Raw genomic sequence first — 25,998 nt, 5'->3', positions numbered from 1 at the left:
GTTGAGCCATAGCGTGGCCTCGGCACATTGATCCGCCCGATAAGGACACCGATGCCAGAACAGCCACGCACCGGGGCAGCCACCGGTCGCCACAGCCGGCCGGCCGGCACGGCACCGGGCGCGGGAGAGTTGGGGTGCAGACGCCGCCTGCTGCGCCTGGCCGTGCTCCCCGCCGCCCTGGTCACCGCCGTCTCGACGGTCACCGTCGCGTACCTGCTCGTCAGCGGCGGTCCCCAGCGGACCGTGGCGGGCGGTTTCGCGCGCTGGGCGGTGCCCGCGGCCGCCGCGGTGCTGGTGGGCGCGGTCCTCGCCGGAGCGGTTCTCCTCGCCCTCACCGAGGCCAGGCTGCACGCCGGGCGGCTCACCGCGCTGCGCCGCCAGGCCAGCCGCGGCCGGGTCGAATTGCACGCGCTGCTGCGGAAGGTGGAGCGCGGCGAGCGCATCAGGCCGCCCGAGGGCCCGCCGCCCGCCGAGCCGGACGACGCCGACGCGTACCGCAGGCTCGGGCACGAGATCGCCGCCGCCGGGTACGCGGCCGAGTCCGCCGTCGCCCAGGCCGCCTCCCTCGCGGGCGCGGTCTACGCCGGGGACGAGCGGGTCGAGGTGTTCGTCAACCTCGCGCGCCGCATGCAGTCCTTCGTGCACCGTCAGCTCGAATACCTCGACGAGCTGGAGAACGATGTCGAGGAGCCCGAACTCCTCAAGGGCCTCTTCCACATCGACCACCTCGCCACCCGCATCAGGCGGCACGCGGAGAACCTCGCCGTCCTCGGCGGCGCCGTCTCCCGCCGCCAGTGGACCCGGCCGGTGTGCATGTCCGAGGTGCTGCGCTCCTGCATCGCCGAGGTCGAGCACTACTCGCGCGTCAAGCTGGTGCCGCCCTTCGAGGGCACCGTGCGCGGCCACGCCGTCGCCGACGTCGTGCACCTCCTGGCCGAACTGGTCGAGAACGCCACGGAGTTCTCCGCCCCCCAGACCCAGGTCCTGCTGCGCGTCCAGCGCGTCACCGCCGGTCTCGCCATCGAGGTCGAGGACCGCGGCCTCGGCATGACCGTCACCGAGCAGAACCGCATGAACGCCATCCTGTCCGGCGCCGAACGGCTCGACGTCGCGCAGCTGCTGGAGGACGGCCGAGTGGGCCTCTTCGTGGTCTCCACGCTCGCCAAGCGGCACGACATCGTCGTCCAGCTCCAGAGCAACATCTACGGCGGCGTGCAGGCCGTCCTCGTCCTGCCGCACGAGCTGCTCGGCGACGAGTCGGAGGGGCACTACGTCCCCGGCCGCCCCGTCACGCAGGCGGGGGACCAGTACGCGCTGCCCGCGCCCCTGCCCGCCCCCGCCGGACCGGTGGCTGACGGCGACCCCGCCGCCCCGCCGCCCCGGCCCGCACAGCCCCCTGCGGCACCACCGGCGGCCAGGCCCGCCCCCGCGCAGCCCGCGGACGAGGAGCGGCCCGCCGCGTCCCCCGCGGCTGCCGCCGCCGACCGTTCGGATCGGCCCCCGCTGCCGCGCCGCCCCCGCCCGCGCCACCTCGTCCCGCCCCCGCGCGACACGGCCCCCGCCCCCCAGGCGCCCCGCCAGTCCGCCAGGAAGGGCGGCCAGGGCGCCGTCCCCGCCCCGCTCGACCCCGGGCTCACCGCCGCCTTCCGGCGCGGCGCCCGCCTCGCCGAGGAGGACGGGGACAGATGACCCGCCCCACCCCGCCCGCCACCCCGCCGAGCGCACCGGCCGCGCCGTGGTGACCGACACGCCCTGGCCACCCAGGACCGACCCGGCCTGGCTGCTGGCCCACCTCGTCGACCGCCTGCCGCAGGCCCGCAAGGCCGTCCTGCTCAGCAGCGACGGCCTGCCCCGCGCCGCCCACGGGCTCGACCCGGAGGACGCCGACCAGCTCGCCGCGCTCGCCTCGGGACTCCACGCCCTGGCCAGGACCGCCGGGAGCGGGCCCGCCGCCCCCGGCGGCCGCGTCCGCCGGATCACCGTCCGGCTCGACTCGGGGCTGCTGATCGTCACGGCCGCGGGGCAGGCCGCGGCGCTCGCCGTCCTCGCCGACCCCGACGCGGACGCCGCCGCGCTCGGCCACGAGATGGCCCTGCTGGTCCGCAGCGTCAGGGCCGCCCTCGCCATCCCGCTGCGCCAGGGGGCCAGGGGATGAACGCGACCGGCACGCCACGCGCCACCACGGCCGTGGCGTCAGGACCCCTGCTCGACGAGGACGCGGGCCGCCTGGTCCGCCCCTTCACCGTCTGCGGCGGGCGCACCAGGCCCGCCGCCCGCCTCGACCTGCTGAGCGTGGTCACGGCCACCGGGCGGCGGATACGCCGCAGGCTCGGGCCCGAGCACGCCCAGGTCCTGCGCGTCTGCCAGGGACCGGCGTCGGTCGCCGAGATCGCCGCGCACGTCGGCCTGCCCGCCGCCGTCACCAAGGTCCTGCTCTCCGACCTGCTCGACTCGGGAGCCGTCACCGTCAGCACTCCCGCGTCCCCGGGCCGCTTCGTCACGGACCCGGCCCTGCTGCGGGCGGTGCTGCACGGGCTGCGGCAGCTCGTGTGACGCCCGCCCGGGCGGGGGCGGCCCGTATCCGATCCACGCAAGGAACACCATGTCCACGATGGGCTTCGACCCCACAGGCCGGCTGCTGCCGACACCCGACGACCCGGACGCACCGGCCCGCGCGGAACGGCTGCGGCAACTGGGCGTCGGCGCCGAGGCGGACCCCGCCTTCGACGCGGCGGCGCGCGACCTGGCACGCCTGGCGGGCACGCCGCTCGCGCTGGTCAACTTCGTCGGCGAGCGGTACCAGTTCTTCGCCGGCCTCTACCCCCTGCCCGGCCCCGGCGAGAGCCGCACGGCCCCGCGCGACCGCGGCTTCTGCCCGTACGTGGTGGTACGCCGCAAGGCGCTGGTGCTGGACGACGTGACCGACTACCCGCGGTTCGCCGGGAACCCGGTGGTGGACGAGGAGGGCATCCGCTCCTACCTGGGCGCCCCGTTGCTCGACCTGGACGGCAGCGCGCTGGGCACCGTCTGCGTGCTCGACCGGCTGCCGCGCCCGTGGGGGCGTCCGGGCCTGGAGAGCATCAAGGCCGCCGCGGCCGAGCTGTCCGGGCGCATCCTGGCCGGGGCGGCGGGCTGAGCCGGCCCGCTCCCTCCCCGACGGGCGCACGGCGTGCCGGACGGACCGTTCCCCGGCCCGTCCGGCACGCCGTGCCGTGCCCGCGTGAAGCGTTCCCGTCAGGCGTCGGTGTCGCCGCCGAAGCGCGCCCGGTAGCCGTCGAGGTCCTCGTCGGTGATCTTCGCGAACAGCACCGGCGGAACGGTGAACGCCGTCCCCGCCGGGACCGCGTCCAGCGCCCGCGCCTCCTCCGGCGACACCCACTGCGCGGTGTCGTCCAGGGCGAAGACCGCGCGCAGCGTGCGCGCGCTGGACGGGATGATCGGCTCGGACAGCACCGCGTAGAGGCGGATGAGGTTCATCGCCGTGCGCAGGGTGAGCGCGGCGGCGTCCTCGTCGGTCTTGATCTCGCGCCAGGGGGCCTTCTCCTCCAGGTAGGAGTTGCCCGCGCTCCACAGCGCGCGCAGCGCGAAGGCCGCCTTGCGGAACTGGAGCGCCTCCAGGTGCTCCTCGTACTCGGCGAGCAGCCGCGCCACCTCGTCCCCGAGGCGCCGCTCGGCGTCGCCCGCCGCGTGCCCGGCCGGCACGGCGTCGCCGAAGCGCTTGCGGGAGAACGTCAGGACGCGGTTGACGAAGTTGCCCAGCGTGTCGGCGAGGTCCTTGTTCACGACCGAGGAGAACAGCTCCCAGGAGAACGACGAGTCGTCCGACTCCGGCGCCCCCGCCATCAGGAAGTACCGCCAGTAGTCGGCGGGCAGCAGGTCGAGCGCCGTGTCGGCGAAGATGCCGCGCTGCTGCGACGTGGAGAACTTGCCGCCGTAGTACGTCAGCCAGTTGAACGCCTTGACGTAGTCGACGCGCTTCCACGGCTCCCGGGTGCCGATCTGCGTGGCGGGGAACATCACCGTGTGGAACGGGACGTTGTCCTTCGCCATGAACTCGGTGTAGCGCACCGAGTCGTCCGCCTCGTACCACCACGAGCGCCAGTCGCGCGCCTCGCCGGGACCGGCCGCGTCCGCCCACTCCTTGGTGGCGCCGATGTACCCGATCGGCGCGTCGAACCAGACGTAGAACACCTTGCCCTCGGCCGCCAGGTCGGGCCACACGTCCGCCGGGACGGGCACGCCCCACTCCAGGTCGCGGGTGATGGCCCGGTCGTGCAGGCCCTCGGTCAGCCACTTGCGGGCGATGGAGGAGGCCAGCGTCGGCCACTGCTCGCCGTGGGCGTCCACGAAGGCGGCGACCTCGCTCTCCAGCTTCGTCTGGAGCAGGAACAGGTGCTTCGTCTCGCGGACTTCGAGGTCCGTGCTGCCGCTGACGGCGGACCGCGCGGACACCAGGTCGGTCGGGTCGAGGACGCGCGTGCAGTTCTCGCACTGGTCGCCGCGCGCCGCCTCGTAGCCGCAGTAGGGGCAGGTGCCGACGATGTAGCGGTCGGGGAGGAAGCGGCCGTCGGCGGGGGAGTAGACCTGGCGGGTGGTCCGCTCCTCGATGAAGCCGTTCTCGTGCAGGCGGCGGGCGAAGTGCTGGGTCACCTCCACGTTCTGCGCCGACGAGGTGCGGCCGAAGTAGTCGAAGGCGAGCCCGAAACCGTCGTAGATCGCCTTCTGCGCCTCGTGCTGCTGCGCGCAGAACTCCGCGACGGGCAGTCCGGCGGCCTTGGCGGCCAGCTCGGCCGGGGTGCCGTGCTCGTCGGTGGCGCAGATGTAGAGGACCTCGTGCCCGCGCTGCCGCAGGTAGCGGGAGTAGACGTCGGCGGGGAGCATCGAGCCCACCATGTTCCCCAGGTGCTTGATCCCGTTGATGTAGGGCAACGCACTGGTGATGAGGTGTCGGGCCATCCTCGGATGCTCCAATGATCGAGAGAACGCGCGCAGTGACGGGGTCACGGAGGGTGACAAATCACTGTTGTGGACATCACGCATCCTACCGATGCGCGGAAGGGCGGCCCCACCAGGTTTCCCCGGCGAGCGGGCCGCTCAGACCGCTTCCGGCAGCCGCTCCGGCGGTCCCGGCCTGGCGTAGAACCAGCCCTGCGCCGAGTCGCAGCCCAGCTCCCGCAGCCGGTCCGCCTGCGTGGACGTCTCGACGCCCTCCACGGTCACGGACAGCTCCAGCGTGTGCGCCAGCGACACGATGCCCTCGACGATCTTGAGGTCCACGGGGTCGGCCGGCGCCCGCTGGAGACCGAGCGTGAAGGAGCGGTCGAGCTTGAGCGTGCTGGCCGGGAGGCGCCGGAGGTTGGCGAGGTTCGAGTAGCCGGTGCCGAAGTCGTCCAGCGCGATGCCGACGCCGAGGTCGGCCAGCTCGCGCAGGGGCCGCAGCTCGTTCTCGTCCGCGCGGATCATCGCCGTCTCGGTCACTTCGAGGCACAGCGAACTGGGCGGCAGCCCGGCCTCCTTCAGCACCGAGATGGTGTCCTCCACCAGCTCCGGGTGGTGCAGCTGCCGCGGCGACAGGTTGACGTTGACCTTCAGCGGACGCGGGCCGCCGATGCCGCGCACCTGCCACTGGCACGCCTGCCGCACCGCCTCCTGGAGCACCCAGCGGCCCAGTGGCACGATCAGCCCCGTGTGCTCGGCGAGCGGGATGAAGCGGTCGGGGCCCAGCACGCCGTGCCGGGGGTGGCTCCAGCGCACCAGCGCCTCGGCGCCCTCCAGGCTGCCGTCCTCCATCTTCACCAGCGGCTGGTACTCGATGAAGAACTCGGCGCCCTTCAGCGCGGCGGGCAGGTGGTGGGTGAGGTGGTGCCTGCTGATGGCACGCGCGTCCGAGTCGGGGTCGGCGACGGCGTACCTGTTGCCGCCCTCCGCCTTCGCGCGGTACATGGTGATGTCCGCGCTGCGCAGCATCTCCGCCGAGCTGAGGTACCGCGCCGGGCCCTCGACGACGCCGATGCTGGCCCGCACCATCAGCTCGCGGCCGCCGACGTCCACCGGCGTGGACAGCGCGTACAGGGCGCGTTCCGCCAGCTCCGTCACGGTCTCGGGCGACGGCGGGTCCAGGACGAGGGCCACGAACTCGTCGCCCCCGATCCGCGCGAGCATCTGCCCGGGGCCCGACGCGCAGTCGTGCAGCCGCTCGGCCACGGCGATCAGCAGCTGGTCGCCGACGGCGTGGCCCAGGCTGTCGTTCACCGCCTTGAAGCCGTCGAGGTCGAGGTAGCACAGGCCGATGCGGGCGGTGTCGGAGGCGCGGGAGAGCGCCTGCTCCAGGCGCTCGAAGAACAGCGAGCGGTTGGGCAGGTCGGTGAGCGCGTCGTGCGTCGCCTGGTAGCGCAGCCGCAGGTTGAGCAGGCGCCGCTCGGAGACGTCCTCCATCATCGCGAGCATGTAGCGCGGCTCGCCGTTCGCCGCCCGCAGCAGGGAGACCGTGAGGTTGGTCCACAGGACGGTGCCGTCCGTGCGGCCGTACGACTTCTCGACCTGGAAGTGCTCGCGCTCGCCCCGCATCAGCTCCCGCTGCATCCGCCACACCTCCGGCGGATCCTCCGGATGCGTCCACTCCAGGATGGAACGGCTGCGCACATGGTGCTCCGAGCCGCCGAACATCCGGGCCAGCGCGTCGTTCACATCCAGCACGCGCCCGCTCATGTCCGCCAGCGCGATGCCGAGCGCGGCGTCCTTGAAGACGGCGCGGAAGCGCGTCTCGCTCTCGTGCAGCGCGCGGGCTATCTCCCGCTGCGCGCTGAGCGCCGCCCGGGACAGCGCCTCCTGCTCCGCGCGCGTGCGCTCCTGGAGCGCGGCGGCGTACCCGGCGGCGATGGCGTGCTGGAGCCGCGTGCTGCGGGCGCGCGCCTCGTCGGCCGGCAGCTCGGCGGGGTCGGAGCAGTACAGCGGCAGGTAGGCGTCCACGACGCCGAGGACGCGGGGCAGCGCCTCGGGCACGGTGCAGTGCGCCGCCACCAGCGCCTCGCCCACGGCGCGGCCCGGCGACGGGTCGAACGGGCGGGCGCGCAGCGCGTCGGCGAGCCTGCGGGTCAGCCCGGCCATCAGCTCCTCGAACTCGGCCCTGGTCATCGAGGTGGCCGTGTCCGCGTAGACCGCGCGGCACCAGATGCGGGCGAAGCGCCGCAGGCCGTCCGGCGGTTCGCCGCCCGCGCCGTGCTCGTGCGGGCCGAGGGGCCCGGTCGGCGGCGTCACGCCTTGCGCCCCACGCCGGCGAAACCCGCGGCCGCCACCGGGTCCTCCTCGTCGGCGGGCCCGTCGGGGCGCCACTCCGGCAGGGGGACGAGGCCCGGCTCGACCAGCGTGAAGCCGTCGAAGAACCGCTCGGTCGCGGCCCTGCCGCGCATCACGAGCGTCGCGCCGCCGCGCCGGTACACGTCGCTCAGCTCCGCGCCCTGCTCGTGGGTGGCGAGCCCGGCCTCGGTGGTGGCGTGGGTCAGGATCAGCAGGCTGCCAGGTGCGAGGGCGTCCCGGAGCGTGGCCACGTGTCCCTCCGGCTTCTCCTCGTCGGGCAGGAAGTGCAGCAGGGCGACGAGCAGCAGGGCGACGGGCCGCCGCAGGTCGAGCAGCCGTTCCGCCTCCGCGCAGCCGAGGACGGACGCGGGGTCGCGGAAGTCGGCCGCGGCGATGCCCGCCCGCTCGTCACCGGCCAGGACGGCGCGGCTGTGCGCGACGGCGACCGGGTCGTTGTCCACGTACAGGACGCGGGCGGCGGGGTCGGCGGCGCGGGCGACCTCGTGGACGTTCCCGAAGGTCGGGATGCCCGAGCCGATGTCGAGGAACTGGGTGACGCCCTCGGCGACGGCGTACCGCACGGCGCGGCGCGTGAACGCCCGGTTCGCCTGCATGATCTTCGGCAGGCCGGGGAACGCCGCGATCGCCTTGCGGGCGGCGGCGCGGTCAGCGGCGAAGTTGTGGGAGCCGCCGAGGTAGTAGTCGTACATCCGCGAGACGCTCGGCACGGTGAGGTCGATGCCCTGCGGCGCCCAGCCGGGTCGTTCCATCGGCGCCTCCAAAGTCCCCTGCGCGTGCGCGGATTGGCCCCCAGACGGTCGAGCCTAACGACCCGGTGCCTGGTGAGGGAAGGAAACGCGGGCTCGACGTCCCCCGGTCGTGGGGTTACTAGAGCATCTGTCCTGATACGGGTCGGGCCGTGCGGCGGCGGTCAGAGGGAGACGCCCTTTCCGCGCAGGTACGCCAGCGGGTCGATGTCCGAGCCGAAGCCGGGGCCCGTGCGGATCTCGAAGTGGAGGTGCGGGCCGCTGGAGTTGCCCGTCGAGCCGGACCGGCCGAGGCGCTGGCCGCCGCTGACGGGCTGACCCGCCGAGACGGAGATGGCCGACAGGTGGGCGTACTGGCTGTAGCGGCCGTCGGCGTGCCGGACGATCACCTCGTAGCCGAACGACCCGGCCCAGCCGGCCGAGACGACCTCGCCGGCCGCGACGGACTTGACCGTGGTGCCGGTGGCGACGGGGAAGTCGACGCCCGTGTGGTAGCCGCGGGACCAGGAGCTGCCGGTGGCGTGGTAGGCGGTGCCGAGACCGGCGTTGACGGGCGCGCTCCAGGCGGCGGCCTGCTCGGCGCGCTCGCGTTCGGCGGCCTCGGCGGCTTCCCGTTCGGCGGCCTCGCGCTCGGCGGCTTCCCGTTCGGCCGCCGCACGCTCCGCCGCCTCGCGTTCCGCGGCTTCCTCTTCCGCCGCGGCCTGCTCGGCCGCTGCCTGTTCGGCCGCCGCGGCCTGCTCGGCCGCTGCCTGTTCGGCCGCCGCGGCCTCGGCGGCCGCTGCCGCCTCCGCCTCCTCGGCGGCGGCGCGTTCGGCCTCCTCGGCCTCGGCCTCCGCCCGCGCCGTGGCCTCCGCCGCCTCGTCCGCGTCCCCGGCCTCCCGTTCGGCCTCCTCGGCGGGCGCTGCCGCCCCGGGGACCGACGCGGCCTGCAGCGCCAGCCGCTGGCCGGGGAAGATCAGGTCGGGGTCGCCGCCCACGACCTGCCGGTTCAGCTCGTACAGGGACTGCCATCCGCCGCGTACGCCCTGCGTGGCCGCGATGCCCGACAGGGTGTCGCCGCTGACCACCCGGTAGCGGCCCGCCTCCTGCGCCGGTCGCGCCGGGACGGCGGTGGCCTGCGCGGTCGCGGGTCGCGCCTCCTCCCGCGCCGGGGCCTCGGCCTGCTCCGGCGCGGACTCCGGCGCCGCGAACGGCGCGGGTCCGCCCCTGGCCAGGCCCGCCTGGCCCGAGCACGCGGGCCAGGCGCCGGGGCCCTGGCCCTCCAGCACCTCCTCCGCGACCGCGATCTGCTGCTCCCTCGTGGCGAGGTCGGCGCGCGCGGCGTACCGCGTGCCCCCGAACGCCTCCCAGGTGCTCTGCTGGAACTGGAGGCCGCCGTAGAAGCCGTTCCCCGTGTCGATGTCCCACCGGCCGCTGCTCTCGCACTCGGCCACCCGGTCCCAGGTGTCCTCGGAGGCGGCGGAGGCGCCGCTCGCGCTGATCAGCGGCAGCGCGAGCCCGGCGCCCGAGGCGGTCACGGTGAGCGAGGCGCGGGAGACGGCGTTCGGCCGGTAGCGGCGGTGGCGTCCACGGGTGGTCACGGGCGGTCCCCTCCTTGGGCACATGAGGCCCTGTCGCCCATCTATTTCCGTCCCTGACAAGGGAGTTGTCAGAGCGGACCCACCATAGGGGCGCGGAATCGCGCTCGGCAAGGTGCGCACCGGGGGCGCGTGAGGGGTGCGCCGGTGTGCCCGAGGGTGCCTCCGGCGTTACGGACGGGGTGCAAGGAAGGGAGGACCCGCCGGGCGGCGGCCGGGAAAAGGCGGAAGGCGGGAAATACCGTGGCGTGCGCGCGACTTCAGGCGTGTGCCCGGACGGGGAAAAGGGGCCGGGCGCGATTTTCCCGGCGCGTTTCGGCGGGCCCTCTGGCGGCATTCTCCGGCCGCCGCCGCCACGCCCGGAGAAGGGGGCGCGGGAACGCCGCCGGATGAGGGCACCGGACGGCGCACGGTCGCATTCGGACGGATTTCCGTGCTCCGCCCCGGTGTGCGGCGCGCCGGTCCGCCGGGCGGAAAAGGAGGGGCCCCGGGGAACGGGACCACACCGTTCCCCGGGGCCCGGCCCCGCACCGCGTTGCGCCCGCTAGCCGTCGCGGTGGACGAGGTCCGCCTGCGGCCGGGTGGCGGCGGGGGTCCCCGCCCCGGACGTCCTGGGCGCCTCCGCGGCGGCCGGGACGGTCGCGCGCTCCGGCGCCGGTTCGGTGCCCGGCGCGGGCAGGTCCCGCCTCGGCGGCTTGAGCACCAGCAGGATGATCCCGAGGAAGGAGGCCGCGACGATGCCGTCCATCCAGTAGTGGTGCCCGGTGCCGACGACGGCCAGGATCGTGATCGCCGGGTGCAGCAGCCACAGCCAGCGCAGCCGCGTGCGGCTCGACACGATCAGGGCGATCGCGATGACCAGCGCCCAGCCGACGTGCAGCGATGGCATGGCCGCGAACTGGTTGGACATCGAGTCGCCCTCGGGCTTCCCGTACACGGCCGGGCCGTACACCATGCTGGTGTCCATCAGTCCGCTCGTGTGGAAGAGGCGGGGCGGCGCCAGCGGCACCAGGAGGTGCAGCACCAGCGCGGCGGCCGTCAGCCAGGTGAGCACCCAGCGCACCCACAGGTAGTGGCCGGGGCGGCGCCAGAACATGTAGACCAGGAAGATCGCCATGGCGGGGAAATGCACCGTGGCGTAGTACACGTTGATCGTGCGGATGACCGGTTCGAAGTGCAGCAGGAGGTCCTGGACCCAGCCCTCGTGGGGGAGGAACAGGGCGCGCTCCAGGTTCCAGACGTGCTCCGCGTTGTCGTACGCGTCGGCGAACTGGCCGTTGGCCACCCGCCGGCCGTATTTGTAGGCGGCATAGAGAACGGTCACGAGCAGGAGTTCCCGGACGAGCGGTGGTCTCGCCGACTGGGCGGGCCGTTCCCGGGAGGTGAGGGCACGTTTCAGCACACCAGTACGTCGCATAAGGCTCAATTCCCGAATGGCAGGATTCCCGGGCCGTGGTGTGAAACGCAGCGCCTCCTGCGGCCCCTGTTCGATCTTCACTTCTCGGCGTGAGTTTACGGTGCCGCCCGGTCCGGGCGGCGCTGGGCGTACGCCTACCCGCTTTCCTCACACTCACGTCAAACCCGAACGGCCCTCCCCGCCGGACCCCCGCCGGGTCCCCGCGCCGCCACCACCCGGACGGGTCCCGCCGGGACGCGCGGCGGCGGCCGTCCGGAGGGCCCGACGGCAGGGCTTTGTCCTGCCAGAGGAAAAAGTCCAACTGAACTGTGCCGAAGTTCTTCCCAGTCCGGAGACGCGCTGCTATGTTCCCCTCGCAAGCCCGGCGGGGGATCTCGACGCCGCCGGGAACCGAGGCCGACGGTGGCGGGAGGGGCAGATGAGGCGGATGACCGCTCGTCCCGCGAACTCCCACCAGGCGAGGCTGCTGCGGCTGCTGCGCGACGGCGGCCCCAGCTCGCGCGCCCAGCTCGGCGACCACATCGAGCTGTCGCGCTCGAAGCTGGCCGTCGAGGTGGACCGGCTGCTCCAGACGGGCCTGGTCGTCGGCGACGGCTTCGCCGCCTCGCGCGGCGGACGCAGGTCGCACAACGTCCGGCTCGCGCCGCAGCTGCGCTTCCTCGCCGTGGACATCGGCGCGACCTCCATCGACGTGGCCGTCACCGGCCCCGAGCTGGAGATCCTCGGGCACCTCACCGAGCCGATGGACGTGCGCGAGGGGCCGGTCGCGGTCTTCGAGCAGGTCCTCGGCATGGCCGCGAAACTGCGCGACGCGGGGCTCGCCGACCGCTTCGACGGCGCCGGGATCGGTGTGCCGGGACCCGTGCGCTTCCCCGACGGCGTCCCGGTCGCACCGCCGATCATGCCCGGCTGGGACGGCTTCCCGGTCCGCGAGGCGCTCAGCCAGGAGCTGGGCTGCCCCGTCATGGTCGACAACGACGTGAACCTCATGGCGCTCGGCGAGCAGCACGCCGGGGTGGCGCACTCCGTGCAGGACTTCATCTGCGTGAAGATCGGCACCGGCATCGGCTGCGGCGTGGTCGTGGCCGGACGGGTCCACCGCGGCGCCACCGGCAGCGCGGGCGACATCGGCCACATCCAGGTGGAGGCCGAGGGGCGGCAGTGCCCCTGCGGCAACCGGGGCTGCCTGGAGGCGCACTTCGGCGGCGCCGCGCTCGCGCGGGACGCCGAGACCGCCGCCCGGGAGGGCAGGTCGGCCGAACTGGCGGCCAGGCTCGCGGCGAGCGGTGAGCTGACCGCCGCCGACGTCGCCGCCGCCGCGGCGGCCGGCGACGTCGCCTCGCTCGACCTGATCCGGCAGGGCGGCAGCCGCACCGGGCAGGTGATCGCGGGCCTCGTCAGCTTCTTCAACCCCGCGCTCGTCGTGATCGGCGGCGGTGTGACCGGCCTCGGCCACACGCTGCTCGCCAGCATCCGCACACAGGTGTACCGGCAGTCGCTGCCCCTCGCCACCGGGAACCTGCCCATCGTCCTCGGCGAACTCGGCCCCGCCGCCGGGGTGACGGGCGCCGCCCGCCTCATCAGCGACCACCTCTTCAGCTATACGCCGACCTGAGCCCCGCCCCGGCCCCGGCGGCCGGCCCCCGCGACATGACCAGCAGCACCGATCCGTACCACCAGCAGAACCCGAACAACCCGCACAACCAGCAGTACCGGCAGCATCCGCGTCACCAGCAGGACACGTACAACCCGTAGGACCCGCACCACCCCGCCGTCTCCGGCGTCACAACAGCACACACGCGCAACAGCACATCGCGCAACGCCACTTCCTCCCCGGCACGAGCCGCGCGCCGCGGGAGCGGTGGCATCCCCGCACACCACGACAGCAAGGCGCCACCTTGCGTTCCGCCGCCGAGCACCACGCCCGCGGAACGGCGAGATCCCCGCAGGACCGCAGCACAAGGCAGGACCGCACCACAGGGCACGACCGCACCACCGGCACCTCCCGGGCGCGCACCCCTCGTCCGCGGCGGCACCGGCAAGCCGCAGCACCCAGCGCACCACAGCTGGCCCTGGCACCACCGCACCATCCCGCACCACCGTGCCCCGGCACCGGCCCGTACGAGCCGCGTACCCGCCCGGCCGCCGGACACACGCACCACCCCGTACACCACCGCCACGCGGCGACACACCCGCCGCGCGGCGGACCGCGACAGCGCAGCGCCCCGCACAGCCGCCAGGAGGCCCAGCAATGGCAAGCGCGCCACCACCGATACTCACCCTGACCGGAATTACCAAGTCGTTCCCCGGCGTCCGGGCGCTCGACGGCGTCGACCTCGACGTGCTGCCGGGCGAGGTCCACTGCCTGCTCGGGCAGAACGGCGCCGGCAAGTCCACGCTCATCAAGGTGATTTCCGGCGCACACCGGCCCGACGAGGGCGAGATAGCCTGGAACGGCGAGTCCGTCCAGCTCCTGCGCCCCACCAGCGCCATGAGCCTGGGCATCGCCACCATCTACCAGGAACTCGACCTGGTCGAGCACCTCTCCGTCGCCGAGAACGTCCACCTCGGCCACGAGAACGCCCGCGCCGGGTTCGTCCGCCGCGGCGCCGCCCGGCAGACCACCGCCGCCCTGCTCACCCGCCTCGGCCACCCCGAGATCAGCCCCGACCGCATCGTCGCGACGCTCTCCGCGGCCGGCAAGCAGATCGTCAGCATGGCCCGCGCCCTGTCGCACGACGTCAAGCTGATCGTGATGGACGAGCCGTCCGCCGTCCTCGACCCGGACGAGGTGAACAACCTCTTCCGCATCGTCGCCGACCTCACCGCCGACGGCGTCGCCGTCGTCTACATCTCGCACCGCCTGGAGGAGATCCGCCGCATCGGCGACCGGGTCACCGTCCTGAAGGACGGCCGCGCCGTCGCCCGCAACCTCCCGGCGAAGTCCACGCCCACCCGGGAGGTCGTCGCCCTCATGACCGGGCGCGACACCGACCAGGTCTTCCCCGACCGCCCCGCCGGGGCCCCGCGCGCCGCCGAACCCGTGCTGCGCGTCGAAGGGCTCACGCGCGCCGGCGAGTTCGCGCCCGTGGACCTCGACGTGTACCCCGGGGAGATCGTCGGCCTCGCCGGTCTCGTCGGCTCGGGCCGCTCCGAGATCCTGGAGACGGTCTACGGCGCCCGCCGCCCCGACGCGGGCCACGTCACCGTGGAGGGCAGGCGGCTGCGCCCCGGCAGCGTCACCTCCGCCGTACGGGCCGGACTCGGCCTCGCCCCCGAGGAGCGCAAGGCCCAGGGCCTGTTCCTCCTCGACTCGGTGACGCGCAACGTGTCCATCTCCTCCCTGCCGCGCTTCGCCCGCGGCGGCTGGCTCAACCGCTCCGGCGAACGCGCCGCCGCACGGGCCCGCACCACCGAACTGTCCCTGCGACCCGACAACCCCGACGTCCAGATCCGCACCCTCTCCGGCGGCAACCAGCAGAAGGCGGTCCTCGCCCGCTGGCTGCTGCGCGAATGCAAGGTCCTGCTCCTCGACGAGCCCACCCGGGGCGTCGACGTGGGCGCGCGGGCCGAGCTGTACGCACTCATCCGCCGCCTCGCCGACGACGGTGTCGCCGTGCTCCTGGTCTCCAGCGAGATCCCCGAGGTCCTCGGCCTCGCCGACCGGGTGCTCGTCCTGCGCGAAGGCACCGTCGTCCACACCGCACCCGCCCGGGAGCTCGACGAGCACCGGGTCCTCGATCTCGTCATGGAAGGGAGCCCGGCGTGACCCACGGCGCCACCTCCGAACCCGCCTCCCCGGCCGCCGAGCCCGCGCTCGCCGCGCCAGCGCCACCGCCGGGGGAGAAGTCCCCGGGCACCGGCGGCCCGCGCGGCCGCGTCCAGCTGGGCGGCCTGTTCAACGTCCAGACCCTGTCGCTGCTCGGCGTCCTCGCCGCCCTGTGCGTCGTCGGCGCGATCACCAAGCCCGACCAGTTCCTCGACACGGGCAACGTCCAGCTGATCCTGACCCAGGCGTCGGTCATCGGCGTCGTCACCGTCGGCGTCACCTTCGTCATCATCAGCGGCGGCATCGACCTGTCCGTCGGCGCCATCGTGGCGCTCGCCTCCGTGTGGTGCACCACCGTCGCCACCCAGGAGTTCGGCTTCTGGGGCATGCTCTTCACGGCCCTGCTCGTCGGCCTCGGCTGCGGGCTCGTGAACGGCACGCTCATCGCGTACGGCCCGATGGTCCCGTTCATCGCCACCCTCGCGATGCTCGCCTCGGCGCGCGGCCTCGCCCTCCAGATCACCGGCGGCAACACGCAGATCGTCACCGTCGACTCGGTCCTGGACCTCACCAACCGCGACTCGTACATCCTCGGCATCCCGCCGCTGGCGATCATCTTCGCCGCCGTCGTCGCGCTCGGCTGGCTCGTCCTCAACCGCACGACGTTCGGCCGCCGCACCGTCGCCATCGGCGGCAACGCCGAGGCCGCCCGCCTCGCCGGCATCTCGGTGAAGCGCCAGCGCCTGATGATCTACGCCCTGTCCGGCATCTGCTGCGGCATCGCGGCCTTCATGCTCGTCGCGCTCTCCGGCTCCGGCCAGAACACCAACGGCAACCTCTACGAACTCGACGCCATCGCCGCCGCGATCATCGGCGGCACGCTGCTCACCGGCGGCCGGGGCACCATCATCGGCTCCGTCCTCGGCGTCCTCGTCTTCACCACCATCACCAACCTCTTCATCCTCAACAACCTGGAGAGCTCGTCCCAGCAGATCGCCAAGGGCGCGATCATCGTCGTCGCCGTGCTCCTCCAGCGCCGCACCCCGTTCGGGCAGACCTGACGCACCACCGGGCGCGCCCGCCGGCGCCCCGGCACCGCACCCCCCTTTGCCCACGTGTCCCAGCCGCCCCCGCACCCCCCCCGCAGCTCCTGCAACTTCCGCACCCCGCACGACCGTTACCGATTTCCTGTCCCGCACGGAAGGCCACACCATGAGATCTCTGCCCCGCCCCAGCCGCCGCGGTCTGCTGTTCGGCGGCGCCGCCGCCGCGTCCGGCGTCGTCCTCAGCGCCTGCACCAGCAACGACACCAGCGACGGCGGTGACGACGAGGCGACCCAGGCCGCCGTCACCGACGAGGAGTCGGGCGCGCCGGTCACCATCGGCTTCGCCGGCCCCCAGGCCGACCACGGCTGGCTCAACGCGATCAACGAGCAGGCCAGGCGCCGGGCCGAGGAGTACCCGGACGTCACGCTGAACATCACCGAGGGCTCCAACGACACCGCCCAGCAGATCGGCCAGATCGAGGCGCTGATCAACGACCAGGTCGACGTCCTCGTCATCCTGCCCGCCGACGGCAGGTCGCTGACCCAGATCGGCCGCACCGCCATGGACGCGGGCATACCGGTCATCAACCTGGACCGCATCTTCGACTCGCCGCAGTCGTACCGCTGCTGGATCGGCGGCGACAACTACGGCATGGGCCTGAACGCGGGCCACTTCATCGGCGAGCAGCTGCGCGACGTCCCGAACGCCCGCGTGGTCGAGCTGTCCGGCCCCGACAACCTGGCGCTGACCGGCGAGCGCACCCAGGGCTTCGACGACGCCCTCGCCAACTACCCGAACATCGAGAAGGTCGCCCGGCAGGCCGCCGAGTTCACCGTCGAGTCGGGCCAGGAGGTGATGGCGGGCCTGCTCCAGGCCGTCCCGGAGTTCAACGCCATCTGGAACCACGACGACGACCAGGGCGTCGGCGCCGAGCGCGCCATCGAGCAGGCGGGCCGCGACGAGTTCATCATGGTCGGCGGCGCCGGCTCCCGGCACGCGATGGAGGCCATCCAGGCGGACAACTCCGTGCTGAAGGCCACCGTCCTGTACCCGCCGACCATGGCCGCCTCGGCGATCGACCTCGCCCGCGCCCTCGGCCAGGCCAGGGGGATCGGCGGTCTCGCCGAGTTCGAGATCCCGTCCTCCATCACGCTGTACTCCGCCGTCGTCACCAGGGACAACGTCGAGCAGTACCTGCCGACCGGCTTCAACTGACGGACTTCGCGCGCCGGCCCGGACCGGGCCGGCCCGGAACTGACGGATGATCCTCGCTACGGACAGGGAACAGATGCCGAAAACCACCCCCGCACCCCCGCTCGGCGTCGGCATGGTCGGCTACGCCTTCATGGGTGCGGCCCACTCACAGGGCTGGCGCTCCGTCGGCCGGGCCTTCGACCTGCCGCGCACCCCCGTCATGGCCGCCGTGTGCGGGCGTGACGCGGACGCCGTGTCGGCCGCCGCCGCCCGCCACGGGTGGGCCGCGGCCGAGACGGACTGGCGCGCCCTCATCGCACGCGACGACGTCGATCTCGTGGACATCTGCACTCCGGGTGACAGCCACGCCGAGATCGCCATCGCCGCCCTGGAGGCCGGCAAGCACGTGCTGTGCGAGAAGCCGCTGGCCAACACGGTGGCCGAGGCCGAGGCCATGGTGGAGGCCGCCCGCGCCGCCGAGGCGCGCGGCCAGATCGCCATGGTCGGCTTCAACTACCGCCGTGTCCCCGCCCTGACCCTGGCGCGCGAGCTTGTCGCCGAGGGCCGCCTCGGCACCCTGCGCCACATCCGGCTGCGCTACCTCCAGGACTGGGGCGTGGACCCGGACGGCCCGCTGGTGTGGCGGCTGCGCAAGGAGGCGGCGGGCTCCGGCGCGCTCGGCGACCTGGGGGCGCACATCATCGACCTCGCCCACTACCTGACGGGCGAGGCGCTGGTCTCGGTCTCCGCGCAGATCGAGACCTTCGTGAAGGAACGGCCGCTGCCGGACGACCCCACCCGCCGCGGTGAGGTCACGGTGGACGACGCCGCCCTGATCGGCGGCCGGCTCGCGTCGGGGGCGCTGGCCTCCCTCGAGGCGAGCCGGTTCGCCACCGGCCGCAAGAACGCCCTGACGGTCGAGCTGAACGGCTCGGACGGCTCCCTCGCGTTCGACCTGGAGCGCCTGAACGAGCTGGAGTTCCACGACCACACGCTGCCGGCCGCCGAGAGCGGCTTCCGCCGCATCCTGGTCACCGAGCCGGACCACCCCTACCTGGAGGGCTGGTGGCCCCCGGGCCACGGCCTCGGCTACGAGCACAGCTTCGCCCACCAGGCGCGCGACCTCGTGCACGCCATCGCCGGGGGCACGCGGCCCGAGCCGTCCTTCGAGGACGGGCTGCGGGTCCAGCGCGTCCTGGCCGCCATCGAGGAGAGCGCCGCCAAGAACGCCGTCCTCACGCCCGTACCCACCGCCCCCGAGGCGTAGCCCCGCCCGGGGAAGGAGAACGACATGTCCCGCAAGTTCACCCTGTTCACCGGCCAGTGGGCCGACCTGCCCTTCGAGGAGGTCTGCCGGCTCGCCCGCGACTTCGGCTACGACGGTCTCGAACTCGCCTGTTGGGGCGACCACTTCGAGGTGGACCGCGCGCTGGCCGAGCCCGACTACGTGGCCGGGCGCCGCGCCCTGCTGGAGAAGTACGGCCTGGAGTGCTTCGCCATCTCCAACCACCTCGTCGGCCAGGCCGTCTGCGACAACCCGATCGACGAGCGCCACCACGGCATCCTGCCCGCCCGCATCTGGGGCGACGGCGAGGCCGAGGGCGTGCGGCAGCGCGCGGCCAAGGAGATCGCCGACACGGCGCGCGCGGCCGCCGCGTTCGGCGTGGACACCGTCATCGGCTTCACCGGCTCGTCGATCTGGCACCTCGTCGCGATGTTCCCGCCCGTGCCGCCCGGCATGATCGAGCGCGGCTACGAGGACTTCGCCGAGCGCTGGAACCCGATCCTCGACGTCTTCGACGCGGAGGGCGTGCGCTTCGCCCACGAGGTGCACCCCAGCGAGATCGCTTACGACTACTGGACGACCAAGCAGGCGCTCGACGCCGTGGACAACCGTCCCGCGTTCGGCCTGAACTTCGACCCGAGCCACTTCGTGTGGCAGGACCTCGACCCGGTCAACTTCCTGTACGACTTCCGCGACCGCATCTACCACGTGGACTGCAAGGAGGCCCGCCGCCGCCTCGACGGCCGCAACGGCCGCCTCGGCTCGCACCTGCCCTGGGGCGACCCGCGGCGCGGCTGGGACTTCGTCTCCGCCGGGCACGGCGACGTGGCGTGGGAGGACGTCTTCCGCATGCTGCGGGCGATCGGCTACGAGGGCCCGATCTCCGTGGAGTGGGAGGACGCCGGGATGGACCGTCTGGCCGGTGCCCCCGAGGCGCTCGCCAGGCTGAAGTCGTACGACTGGCCCGCGCCCACCGCGTCGTTCGACGCGGCCTTCGGCGGCGGCGGCGAGTGACCCGCCGCTGACCTGCCACCCCAAAGGGGGCCGCCCGGCCGACGGCCGGACGGCCCCCTCGGCGCGTCTGGCGCGGTGCGCGAGGCTTCGCGGTAGGGGCCGGGACGGTCGGTCCCTGGTCCGCGTCGCCGGGCGCGGCGCTCGTGGACGGCGGTCGGCTCCCCGTGGAGGGCTGGGCGGCGCGGTTCCGGCTTTCCTCGCGCCCGTACGCCCGCAGGCGGCGGCGTCAGCCCGGCGGGGCGACGAGGCCCGTTTCGTAGGCGAGGATCACGAGCTGCACCCGGTCGCGCGCGTCCAGCTTGGACAGCAGCCGGGTCACGTACGTCTTCGCCGTCGCCACGCTGATGTGCAGGCGCTCGGCGATCTCCCCGTTGGACAGGCCGGAGCCGACCAGCGTCAGCACCTCGCGCTCCCGGCCCGTGATGCCGGTGATCTCGCGCGGCGCCCGCGCCGTCTCGGGCAGCCGGGCGAACTCGCGGATCAGCCGCCGCGTCACGCCGGGCGCGATCAGCCCGTCCCCGGCGGCGACGACGCGGACGGCGTCCAGGATGTCGTCCAGCGCCATGTCCTTGACGAGGAAGCCGCCCGCCCCCGCGCGCAGCGCCCCGTACACGTACGCGTCGTCGTCGAACGTCGTCAGCACCACGACGTGCACGTCCGGGTGCGCCGCGGTGATGCGGCGGGTCGCCTCGATGCCGTCCACGCCGGGCATGCGGATGTCCATCACGACGACGTCGGGCCGCAGCGTGCGCGCCAGTTCGACGGCCGCCGCGCCGTCGCCCGCCTCACCGGCGACCTCCAGGTCAGGAGCCTCCGCGATCACCATGCGCAGCGCGGTGCGGATGAGCGGCTGGTCGTCGGCCAGCACGACCCGTACGGCTCGCGCGGTCACGCGACGGCCGCCGGTACCGGCGGTACGGGCAGCCGCGCCGTGACGCGGAAGCCGCCCCCGGGCGCGTGCCCGGCCGAGAACTCGCCGTCCAGCAGCTCGGCGCGCTCCCGCATCCCGACCAGCCCGTACCCGGCGCCCCCTGCCGCGCCCGCCCCCCGGCCGCGGTCGCTGACCTCGATGCCCAGCGTGTCCCCGGCGCGCTCGATCGTGACGCGGCACCGGTCGGTCGCCGCGTGCCGCACGACGTTGGTGACCGCCTCCTGGACGATCCGGTAGGCCGACATGTCGATCTCCGGTGGCAGCGGCGCCGTCGTCTCGCCCAGCCAGCGCACCTCCACGCGCACCCCGGCGGCCGTCGTGTCGGCGGCCAGCCGCCCGAGCTGCGCCAGCCCGGGCTGCGGGGCGAGCGGCGGCCCGGACGGCCCCTCCTCGGGCCCGGTCCCGCGCAGCGCGCCCAGCATCCGGCGCAGCCCCGACAGCGTCTCGCGGCCGGTCTGTTCGATGCTGGTCAGCGCTTCGCGGGCGCCCGCCGGCTGGGTGTCGATGACCCGGCGCGCGGCGCCCGCCTGGAGGGCGATGATGCCGATGCTGTGGGCGACCATGTCGTGCAGCTCGCGGGCGATGCGCAGCCGTTCCTCCGTCACGGCCCGGGCCGCCGCCTGCGCGCGCAGCGCCTCGCCGTGGGCGCGCGTCTCGGCGGTGGACCTGCCGATCAGCCAGGCGATCACGGTGACCAGGGCGACGGCGAGTTCCGCCGACGTTCCGATGTTCCATCCCGCCAGCAGCCGGACGGCGAGGTAGAGCACGAGGGTGCCCAGGGCCATGCCCAGCGCCAGGACGCCGGTGCGGCGCGGCCGGGTCGCGGCGACCACGTAGACGGCCGTCGCGACGGCGAGGTACTGGGCCAGCGGGATCTCGCCGACGCTCAGCGCGGTCGTCGCGACGGCCGCGCCCGCCAGCAGCAGGCACATCGCCCGGAGGGGGCGCCGTACGAGGACGTGCGCGCCGCGGAGGGTCAGCGCGGTGCCGAGGGCGAGCTGCAGCAGCCCGTCCCAGCGGTAGATCAGCACGCCCGCGCTGTGGGACGCCTCCTCCTCGCCCGGCAGCGCGAGGCGTATGAGGAAGGTGAACGCGAGCCCTGCGCACCAGGCACAGGCGGCCCAGACGCCGGGTGACATGCGCCGGGGGAGCGGGACGGGAGGTGTGGCCTGCATGACGCCAGCCTAGGCAGCCGCCCGCGCGTCGCCATCAGACCGGGGAGGTACACCCGCGGGTGACACCGGGGCCGGGGAATGTCCGCGCGGGCTGGACGACGCGGGACGGGCCGCCGGGCCAGTGTGGGCCGCATGATCGAAGTACGAGAGCTGTCCAAGAGATACGGCGCCCGGACGGTCGTGGACACCCTGTCGTTCGCCGTGCGCCCCGGACGTGTGACGGGCTTCCTGGGCCCGAACGGCGCGGGCAAGACGACGACGCTGCGGATGGTCCTCGGGCTGTGCCACCCGTCCGAGGGGGCCGTGCGCGTGCAGGGGCGGCCGATGGGGGAACGGGCCCGGGCGCTCACCGACGTCGGCGCGCTGCTGGACGCGGGGGACGTGCACCCGGCGCGTACGGCGGAGGCGCACCTGCGGGCGCTGGCGCGGTCCAACGGGCTGCCGCGCTCGCGGGTGGACGAGGTGCTGGGCGAGGTCGGGCTCCAGGAGGCCGCGCGGCGGCGCGTCAAGGGGTTCTCGCTGGGGATGCGGCAGCGGCTGGGGATCGCGGGCGCGCTGCTCGGCGATCCGCCCGTCGTGGTGTTCGACGAGCCGCTGAACGGGCTGGACCCGGAGGGCGTGCGGTGGGTGCGCGGGCTGTTCCGGCGGCTGGCGGGGGAGGGGCGCACGGTGCTCGTCTCCAGCCATCTGATGGGGGAGATGGAACACACGGCGGACGACCTGGTGGTGATCGGGCGGGGGCGGCTGATCGCGGCGGAGGGCCTGGAGGTGTTCGCCGCACGGGGGAGTGGCGGGGGTGTGTGGGTGCGGGTGGACGACCTGGCGGCGCTCACCCGGGTGTGCGAGGCGGACGGGCTGGTGGTGCGGCCGGAGGGCGGCGGCCTGCTGGTGTCGGGGGCCGGGGTTGGGGCCGGGCGTGTGGGGGAGCTGGCGGCGGGCGCGGGCCTGGTGGTACGGGGGCTCGCCGAGCGGTCGTCGTCCCTGGAGGACGTGTTCATGGAACTGACGGCGGAGAGCGTCGAGTACGGGACGGAGCGGAACCGATGAGAACGGGCACCCTGAAGGCAGCGGGCACGGACCGTGGCGTACCCCGCGAACCCGCCGCGCCCCGCGGCCGGTTCACCGATCTGCTCGCCGCCGAGTGGATCAAGCTGCGGACCCTGCGCTCCACCTGGTGGAGCCTGCTCGCCGGGGCACTGGCCGTCCTGGCGTTCAACATCGGCACCGCGTACGACACCTACCGCTACTGGCAGCCCGGCTCCGACCGGGAGCGGTACCTCGCCGACGGCATCCCGCTCCTGCACGCCTTCACCGCCAACGGGGCACTGGTCCTCGCCCTCTTCGCCGGGGGGTTCGGCGCGCTCGCCGTCACCGGCGAGTACACCTCGGGCCTGGCCAGGACGACGTTCGCCGCCGTCCCCGCGAGGCGCCAGGTCATGGCGGCGAAGGCGATCGTCCTGACGGCGGTCACCGTCCCGTTCGGCGCGGCCGTGGCGGCCGCCTCCTTCTGGGCGACCCAGGCGATCCTCCACCGCGTGGGCATCGGCGTGCCCCTCGGCCACCCGGGCGCGCTGCGCGTCCTCGTCGCGTCCGCGCTGCTCGCACCGGTCTGCGCGCTCGTCGGCGCGGCCTTCGGCACCCTGCTGCGGCACGGCCCCGGCGCGGTCCTGGCGGCCGTCGCCCTCCTCCAGCTCGCGCCGCTGGTCCTGACCGACGACCGTCGCTGGTCGGCCGTCCTCGACCACGCGACCGTGATGAGCGCCTGGGACCGCCTCACCGACCCCGTGTACCGCGCGGCGGACGTCGCCCATCCGTGGTCGGAGGGCGGGGCGTGGACCACCCTCGTGCTCTCCGCGCTGGTCGCCGCCGTGGTGGCCGTGGCGGCGGAGCACCGGCGCGACCTGTGAGCCGGTTCCGGGCGCCGGCTCCGTGAACCCTCGGGCGGTGGACGGGCGTTCGGCGGGTGAATCCCGCCGATCGTCACGGGGTGTCACAGGCATCTACTACAGTTGCGTCAATCCTCGCCCAGGGAGGCCCTCTCGTGTCCGAGCCGTACGAGCCGTCCGAGCCGTCCGCACCCGACGCGTCCGGGGGAACCGGCGACACCGGCACATCCCCCGCCCGCACAACTCCCGCCCGCCGCCCCCCTGCCCGGTCCCCGCTCGCCCGGCTGCGCCCGGCCGGTTTCGGCGCCGAGCCGACCGGGGAGCGGCTGGCCCGCGTCGAGCGGTCGCCGCAGTACCGCGACGGCGCGTTCCGCAACGAGCGGACCGCCGCCACCGGCAGCCCCCGCAGCACCGTCCCCCTCCTGCGCGACCTGCTGCGCCGCGCCGACCGCGTCCGCCGCAAGCCCGCCGGGCGGATGCCGGTCGCCCCCACCACCGCCGCCGACCTGGAGCGCCCGCCCGCGTCCGGTCTCCGCCTCACCTGGGCCGGGCACGCGGGCGTCGTCGTGGACATCGACGGCCACCGGCTGCTGTTCGACCCCGTGTGGGGCGAACGCTGCTCGCCCGTCTCCTTCGCCGGTCCGAAGCGGCTGCACCCCGCGCCGCTGCCGCTGGACCGCCTCGGACACGTGGACGCCGTCGTGATCTCCCACGACCACTACGACCACCTGGACATGCCGACGGTCAAGGGCCTCCTCGCCCGGGACACCGTCTTCGCCGTCCCCCTCGGTGTGGGCGCGCACCTGGAGTTCTGGGGCGTGCCGCCGGAGCGCATCGTCGAACTCGACTGGTGGGAGTCGGCCACGGTCGGCGGGCTGACGCTCACCGCCACCCCCGGCCAGCACTTCTGCGGGCGCGGCCTGCGCAACCAGGGCCGCACCTTGTGGGCCTCCTGGGCCGTCACCGGCCCCGACCACCGCGTCTTCCACTCCGGCGACACCGGGTACTTCCCCGGCTTCGCCGAGATCGGCAGCCGCCTCGGCCCGTTCGACGCGACCATGATGCAGATCGGCGCCTACAGCAGCGAGTACTGGCCGGACATCCACATGACGCCCGAGGAGGGCATCCAGGCGCACGTGGACCTCTCCGGCGGCACCCCGCGCGGCGTCTTCCTGCCCATCCACTGGGGCACGTTCACCCTCTCCCTCCACCCCTGGGACGAACCGGCCGAACGCACCGTCGCCGAGGCACGGCAGCGCGGCGTGACCGTCGCGCTGCCCCGGCCCGGCGAGTCCTTCGAACCGGCCGTCCGCGTACCCACCGAGAACTGGTGGCAGGAGATAGCCGTGCGCCCGGCGGGCGGCGGCAGACCGGCCGGATCGTCGCTCAACGCCCGCCCGGCGGGCGGCTGACCGGCATCCCCGGCATCCGGGCGGGCGCACCGCGCCCGCCCGGCCCGCCCACGCGGGTCGGCAGGAACGTTCCAGCGGCCACAGCGCTAGGCTCCCTCCGGCGGCCCCCGGACCGCCCCCCACCGGCACCACTCACCGGGCGGCGCCCCACCCGGAGGAAGGCGGCAGCGACCCATGTCACCGCGACACCACAGGCTCGGCCGCAGCGACGTCACCTTCAGCGAACTGGCCCTCGGCGGCGCGCCGCTGGGCGGCTCGGGCGCCCCCGTCACCGACGGCGACGCCCGCCGGGTCATGGAGACCGCCTGGGAGCTGGGCATCCGGGGCTTCGACACCGCGCCGCACTACGGCCTCGGCCTGTCCGAACGCCGCATGGGCGCCGTGCTGTCCGGGCTGCCCCGCAGCCAGTTCACCCTCTCCACCAAGGTCGGCAGACTGCTCGTCCCCGGCGACGGCGGAACGGCGGACGACGCCGCCAACGGCTTCCCCGGCCTGCGCACCCCGCTGCGCCGCCAATGGGACTTCAGCGCGGCGGGCGTACGGCGCAGCCTCGCCGAGAGCCTGGAACGCCTCGGCCTCGACCACGCCGACATCGCCCTGATCCACGACCCCGACGACCACGGCGAACAGGCCTTCGCCGAGGCCTACCCGGCGCTGGAGCGGCTGCGGGCGGAGGGCGCGGTCGGCGCCATCGGCGCGGGCATGAACCAGTCCGCGATGCTCACCCGCTTCGTGCGCGACACGGACGTGGACGTCGTCCTCCTCGCCGGCCGCTACTCCCTGCTCGACCAGAGCGGCCTCACCGACCTGCTGCCCGCCGCCGCCGAACGCGGCACCTCCGTCATCGTCGGCGGCGTCTACAACTCGGGCCTCCTCGCCGACCCGCACCCGGGCGCGACGTACGACTACGTCCCCGCCAAGGCCGAACTGCTGCAGCGCGCGCTGCGCATCAAGCAGATCACCGCCCGCCACGGCGTGCCGCTGCGCGCCGCCGCCGTGCAGTTCCCCCTCGCGCACCCCGCCGTCACCTCGGTGCTGGTCGGCGCACGCTCGGCCGCCGAGGTCCGCGACGCCGCCGCGATGCACCGGCATCCCATACCCGGGGAACTGTGGGAGGAGTTGCGCGCCGAGGGCCACCTGCGCCCGGACGCACCGGTGCCGGGCGGAGGAACGCGCGCGGCCTGACGGCCACCCGTTCCCGCGCCCGGCACCCGGCCGGCTCCCGGGG

The 25,998-nt window shown here is 74.3% G+C and carries 21 protein-coding genes; 14 read left to right on the top strand and 7 right to left on the bottom strand.

Translation table 11 applies throughout. From position 1 onward, the window contains the following. The first annotated feature begins 129 nt into the window (after positions 1 to 129). From ACIBPC_RS24565 to ACIBPC_RS24550, 4 genes are read left to right on the top strand one after another with little or no spacing between them, the layout of a single operon-like run. Positions 130 to 1,689 (top strand): sensor histidine kinase, encoded by a 1,560-nt coding sequence (locus tag ACIBPC_RS24565; protein ID WP_398847567.1) that lies wholly within the window; start codon positions 130 to 132, stop codon positions 1,687 to 1,689. A 46-nt stretch (positions 1,690 to 1,735) separates the two neighbouring features. After that, positions 1,736 to 2,155 (top strand): roadblock/LC7 domain-containing protein, encoded by a 420-nt coding sequence (locus ACIBPC_RS24560; RefSeq protein ID WP_398847566.1) that lies wholly within the window; start codon positions 1,736 to 1,738, stop codon positions 2,153 to 2,155. Continuing rightward, entirely contained in the window at positions 2,152 to 2,553 is a 402-nt protein-coding gene (locus tag ACIBPC_RS24555) for a DUF742 domain-containing protein (RefSeq protein ID WP_362959857.1), read from the top strand. The genes ACIBPC_RS24560 and ACIBPC_RS24555 overlap by 4 nt, the downstream gene beginning before the upstream one ends. Before the next feature lie 58 nt (positions 2,554 to 2,611). Then, the gene (locus tag ACIBPC_RS24550; protein WP_362960084.1) at positions 2,612 to 3,136 is read left to right on the top strand and encodes a GAF domain-containing protein; all 525 of its coding nucleotides are present in this window, start codon (positions 2,612 to 2,614) and stop codon (positions 3,134 to 3,136) included. A gap of 98 nt (positions 3,137 to 3,234) precedes the next feature. Here ACIBPC_RS24550 and metG read toward each other — a convergent pair whose 3' ends face one another. From metG to ACIBPC_RS24525, 5 genes are all read right to left on the bottom strand, one after another. After that, entirely contained in the window at positions 3,235 to 4,956 is a 1,722-nt protein-coding gene (gene metG, locus ACIBPC_RS24545; protein ID WP_398847564.1) for a methionine--tRNA ligase, read from the bottom strand. Positions 4,957 to 5,094: 138 nt separating this feature from the next. Further along, a complete protein-coding gene (locus ACIBPC_RS24540; protein WP_398847562.1) occupies positions 5,095 to 7,257 on the bottom strand; it encodes a putative bifunctional diguanylate cyclase/phosphodiesterase in 2,163 nt (720 codons plus the stop codon). Continuing rightward, on the bottom strand, positions 7,254 to 8,066 hold the full coding sequence (locus ACIBPC_RS24535; RefSeq protein WP_398847560.1) for an SAM-dependent methyltransferase: 813 nt from the start codon (positions 8,064 to 8,066) through the stop codon (positions 7,254 to 7,256). The genes ACIBPC_RS24540 and ACIBPC_RS24535 overlap by 4 nt, the downstream gene beginning before the upstream one ends. Before the next feature lie 161 nt (positions 8,067 to 8,227). Next, positions 8,228 to 9,643: a transglycosylase family protein gene (locus ACIBPC_RS24530; protein ID WP_398847558.1), complete on the bottom strand. Its 1,416-nt coding sequence runs from the start codon at positions 9,641 to 9,643 to the stop codon at positions 8,228 to 8,230. A gap of 541 nt (positions 9,644 to 10,184) precedes the next feature. Continuing rightward, positions 10,185 to 10,964 (bottom strand): phosphatase PAP2 family protein, encoded by a 780-nt coding sequence (locus ACIBPC_RS24525; protein ID WP_398847556.1) that lies wholly within the window; start codon positions 10,962 to 10,964, stop codon positions 10,185 to 10,187. A gap of 520 nt (positions 10,965 to 11,484) precedes the next feature. On the opposite strand from ACIBPC_RS24525, the gene ACIBPC_RS24520 reads away from it, so the two are divergent. The 6 genes from ACIBPC_RS24520 to ACIBPC_RS24495 all read left to right on the top strand — a co-directional run bounded on the left by ACIBPC_RS24520 (position 11,485) and on the right by ACIBPC_RS24495 (position 19,366). Then, the gene (locus ACIBPC_RS24520; protein ID WP_362959842.1) at positions 11,485 to 12,672 is read left to right on the top strand and encodes an ROK family transcriptional regulator; all 1,188 of its coding nucleotides are present in this window, start codon (positions 11,485 to 11,487) and stop codon (positions 12,670 to 12,672) included. Between the two features lie 636 nt (positions 12,673 to 13,308). Beyond that, entirely contained in the window at positions 13,309 to 14,826 is a 1,518-nt protein-coding gene (locus ACIBPC_RS24515; RefSeq protein ID WP_398847554.1) for a sugar ABC transporter ATP-binding protein, read from the top strand. Continuing rightward, a complete protein-coding gene (locus ACIBPC_RS24510) occupies positions 14,823 to 15,887 on the top strand; it encodes an ABC transporter permease (RefSeq protein WP_362959837.1) in 1,065 nt (354 codons plus the stop codon). Before ACIBPC_RS24515 ends, ACIBPC_RS24510 begins: the two co-directional genes overlap by 4 nt. 151 nt (positions 15,888 to 16,038) lie before the next feature. Continuing rightward, positions 16,039 to 17,088 (top strand): substrate-binding domain-containing protein, encoded by a 1,050-nt coding sequence (locus ACIBPC_RS24505; RefSeq protein ID WP_362959834.1) that lies wholly within the window; start codon positions 16,039 to 16,041, stop codon positions 17,086 to 17,088. Positions 17,089 to 17,161: 73 nt separating this feature from the next. Beyond that, positions 17,162 to 18,334: a Gfo/Idh/MocA family oxidoreductase gene (locus ACIBPC_RS24500; RefSeq protein ID WP_362959831.1), complete on the top strand. Its 1,173-nt coding sequence runs from the start codon at positions 17,162 to 17,164 to the stop codon at positions 18,332 to 18,334. 24 nt (positions 18,335 to 18,358) lie between these two features. Further along, complete coding sequence (locus ACIBPC_RS24495; protein WP_362959828.1) at positions 18,359 to 19,366, top strand: sugar phosphate isomerase/epimerase family protein; 1,008 nt, start codon at positions 18,359 to 18,361, stop codon at positions 19,364 to 19,366. Positions 19,367 to 19,592: 226 nt separating this feature from the next. Here the strand turns inward: ACIBPC_RS24495 and ACIBPC_RS24490 are convergent, their stop codons facing one another. Together ACIBPC_RS24490 and ACIBPC_RS24485 are read right to left on the bottom strand one after the other, a co-directional pair. Next, a complete protein-coding gene (locus ACIBPC_RS24490) occupies positions 19,593 to 20,258 on the bottom strand; it encodes a response regulator (RefSeq protein ID WP_398847552.1) in 666 nt (221 codons plus the stop codon). After that, positions 20,255 to 21,472 carry a sensor histidine kinase gene (locus ACIBPC_RS24485; protein WP_398847550.1) on the bottom strand — a complete coding sequence of 406 codons (1,218 nt, stop codon included), beginning with the start codon at positions 21,470 to 21,472 and terminating at the stop codon, positions 20,255 to 20,257. Before ACIBPC_RS24485 ends, ACIBPC_RS24490 begins: the two co-directional genes overlap by 4 nt. Positions 21,473 to 21,604: 132 nt before the next feature. Here ACIBPC_RS24485 and ACIBPC_RS24480 point away from each other — a divergent pair, with 132 nt between their 5' ends. The 4 genes from ACIBPC_RS24480 to ACIBPC_RS24465 all read left to right on the top strand — a co-directional run bounded on the left by ACIBPC_RS24480 (position 21,605) and on the right by ACIBPC_RS24465 (position 25,955). Further along, positions 21,605 to 22,519 (top strand): ATP-binding cassette domain-containing protein, encoded by a 915-nt coding sequence (locus ACIBPC_RS24480; protein ID WP_398847548.1) that lies wholly within the window; start codon positions 21,605 to 21,607, stop codon positions 22,517 to 22,519. Further along, positions 22,516 to 23,379, top strand: coding sequence for an ABC transporter permease (locus tag ACIBPC_RS24475; RefSeq protein ID WP_362959817.1), 864 nt, complete (start codon positions 22,516 to 22,518; stop codon positions 23,377 to 23,379). Before ACIBPC_RS24480 ends, ACIBPC_RS24475 begins: the two co-directional genes overlap by 4 nt. Positions 23,380 to 23,642: 263 nt before the next feature. After that, complete coding sequence (locus tag ACIBPC_RS24470; protein ID WP_362960081.1) at positions 23,643 to 24,770, top strand: MBL fold metallo-hydrolase; 1,128 nt, start codon at positions 23,643 to 23,645, stop codon at positions 24,768 to 24,770. A 174-nt stretch (positions 24,771 to 24,944) separates the two neighbouring features. Beyond that, positions 24,945 to 25,955 (top strand): aldo/keto reductase, encoded by a 1,011-nt coding sequence (locus tag ACIBPC_RS24465; protein ID WP_398847546.1) that lies wholly within the window; start codon positions 24,945 to 24,947, stop codon positions 25,953 to 25,955. The last annotated feature ends 43 nt before the right edge of the window (positions 25,956 to 25,998 follow it).

The sequence above is a fragment of the Streptomyces sp. NPDC049879 genome (assembly GCF_044461265.1).
Taxonomy (GTDB): domain Bacteria; phylum Actinomycetota; class Actinomycetes; order Streptomycetales; family Streptomycetaceae; genus Streptomyces.
This window is presented reverse-complemented; position numbering and strand designations above follow the sequence as displayed.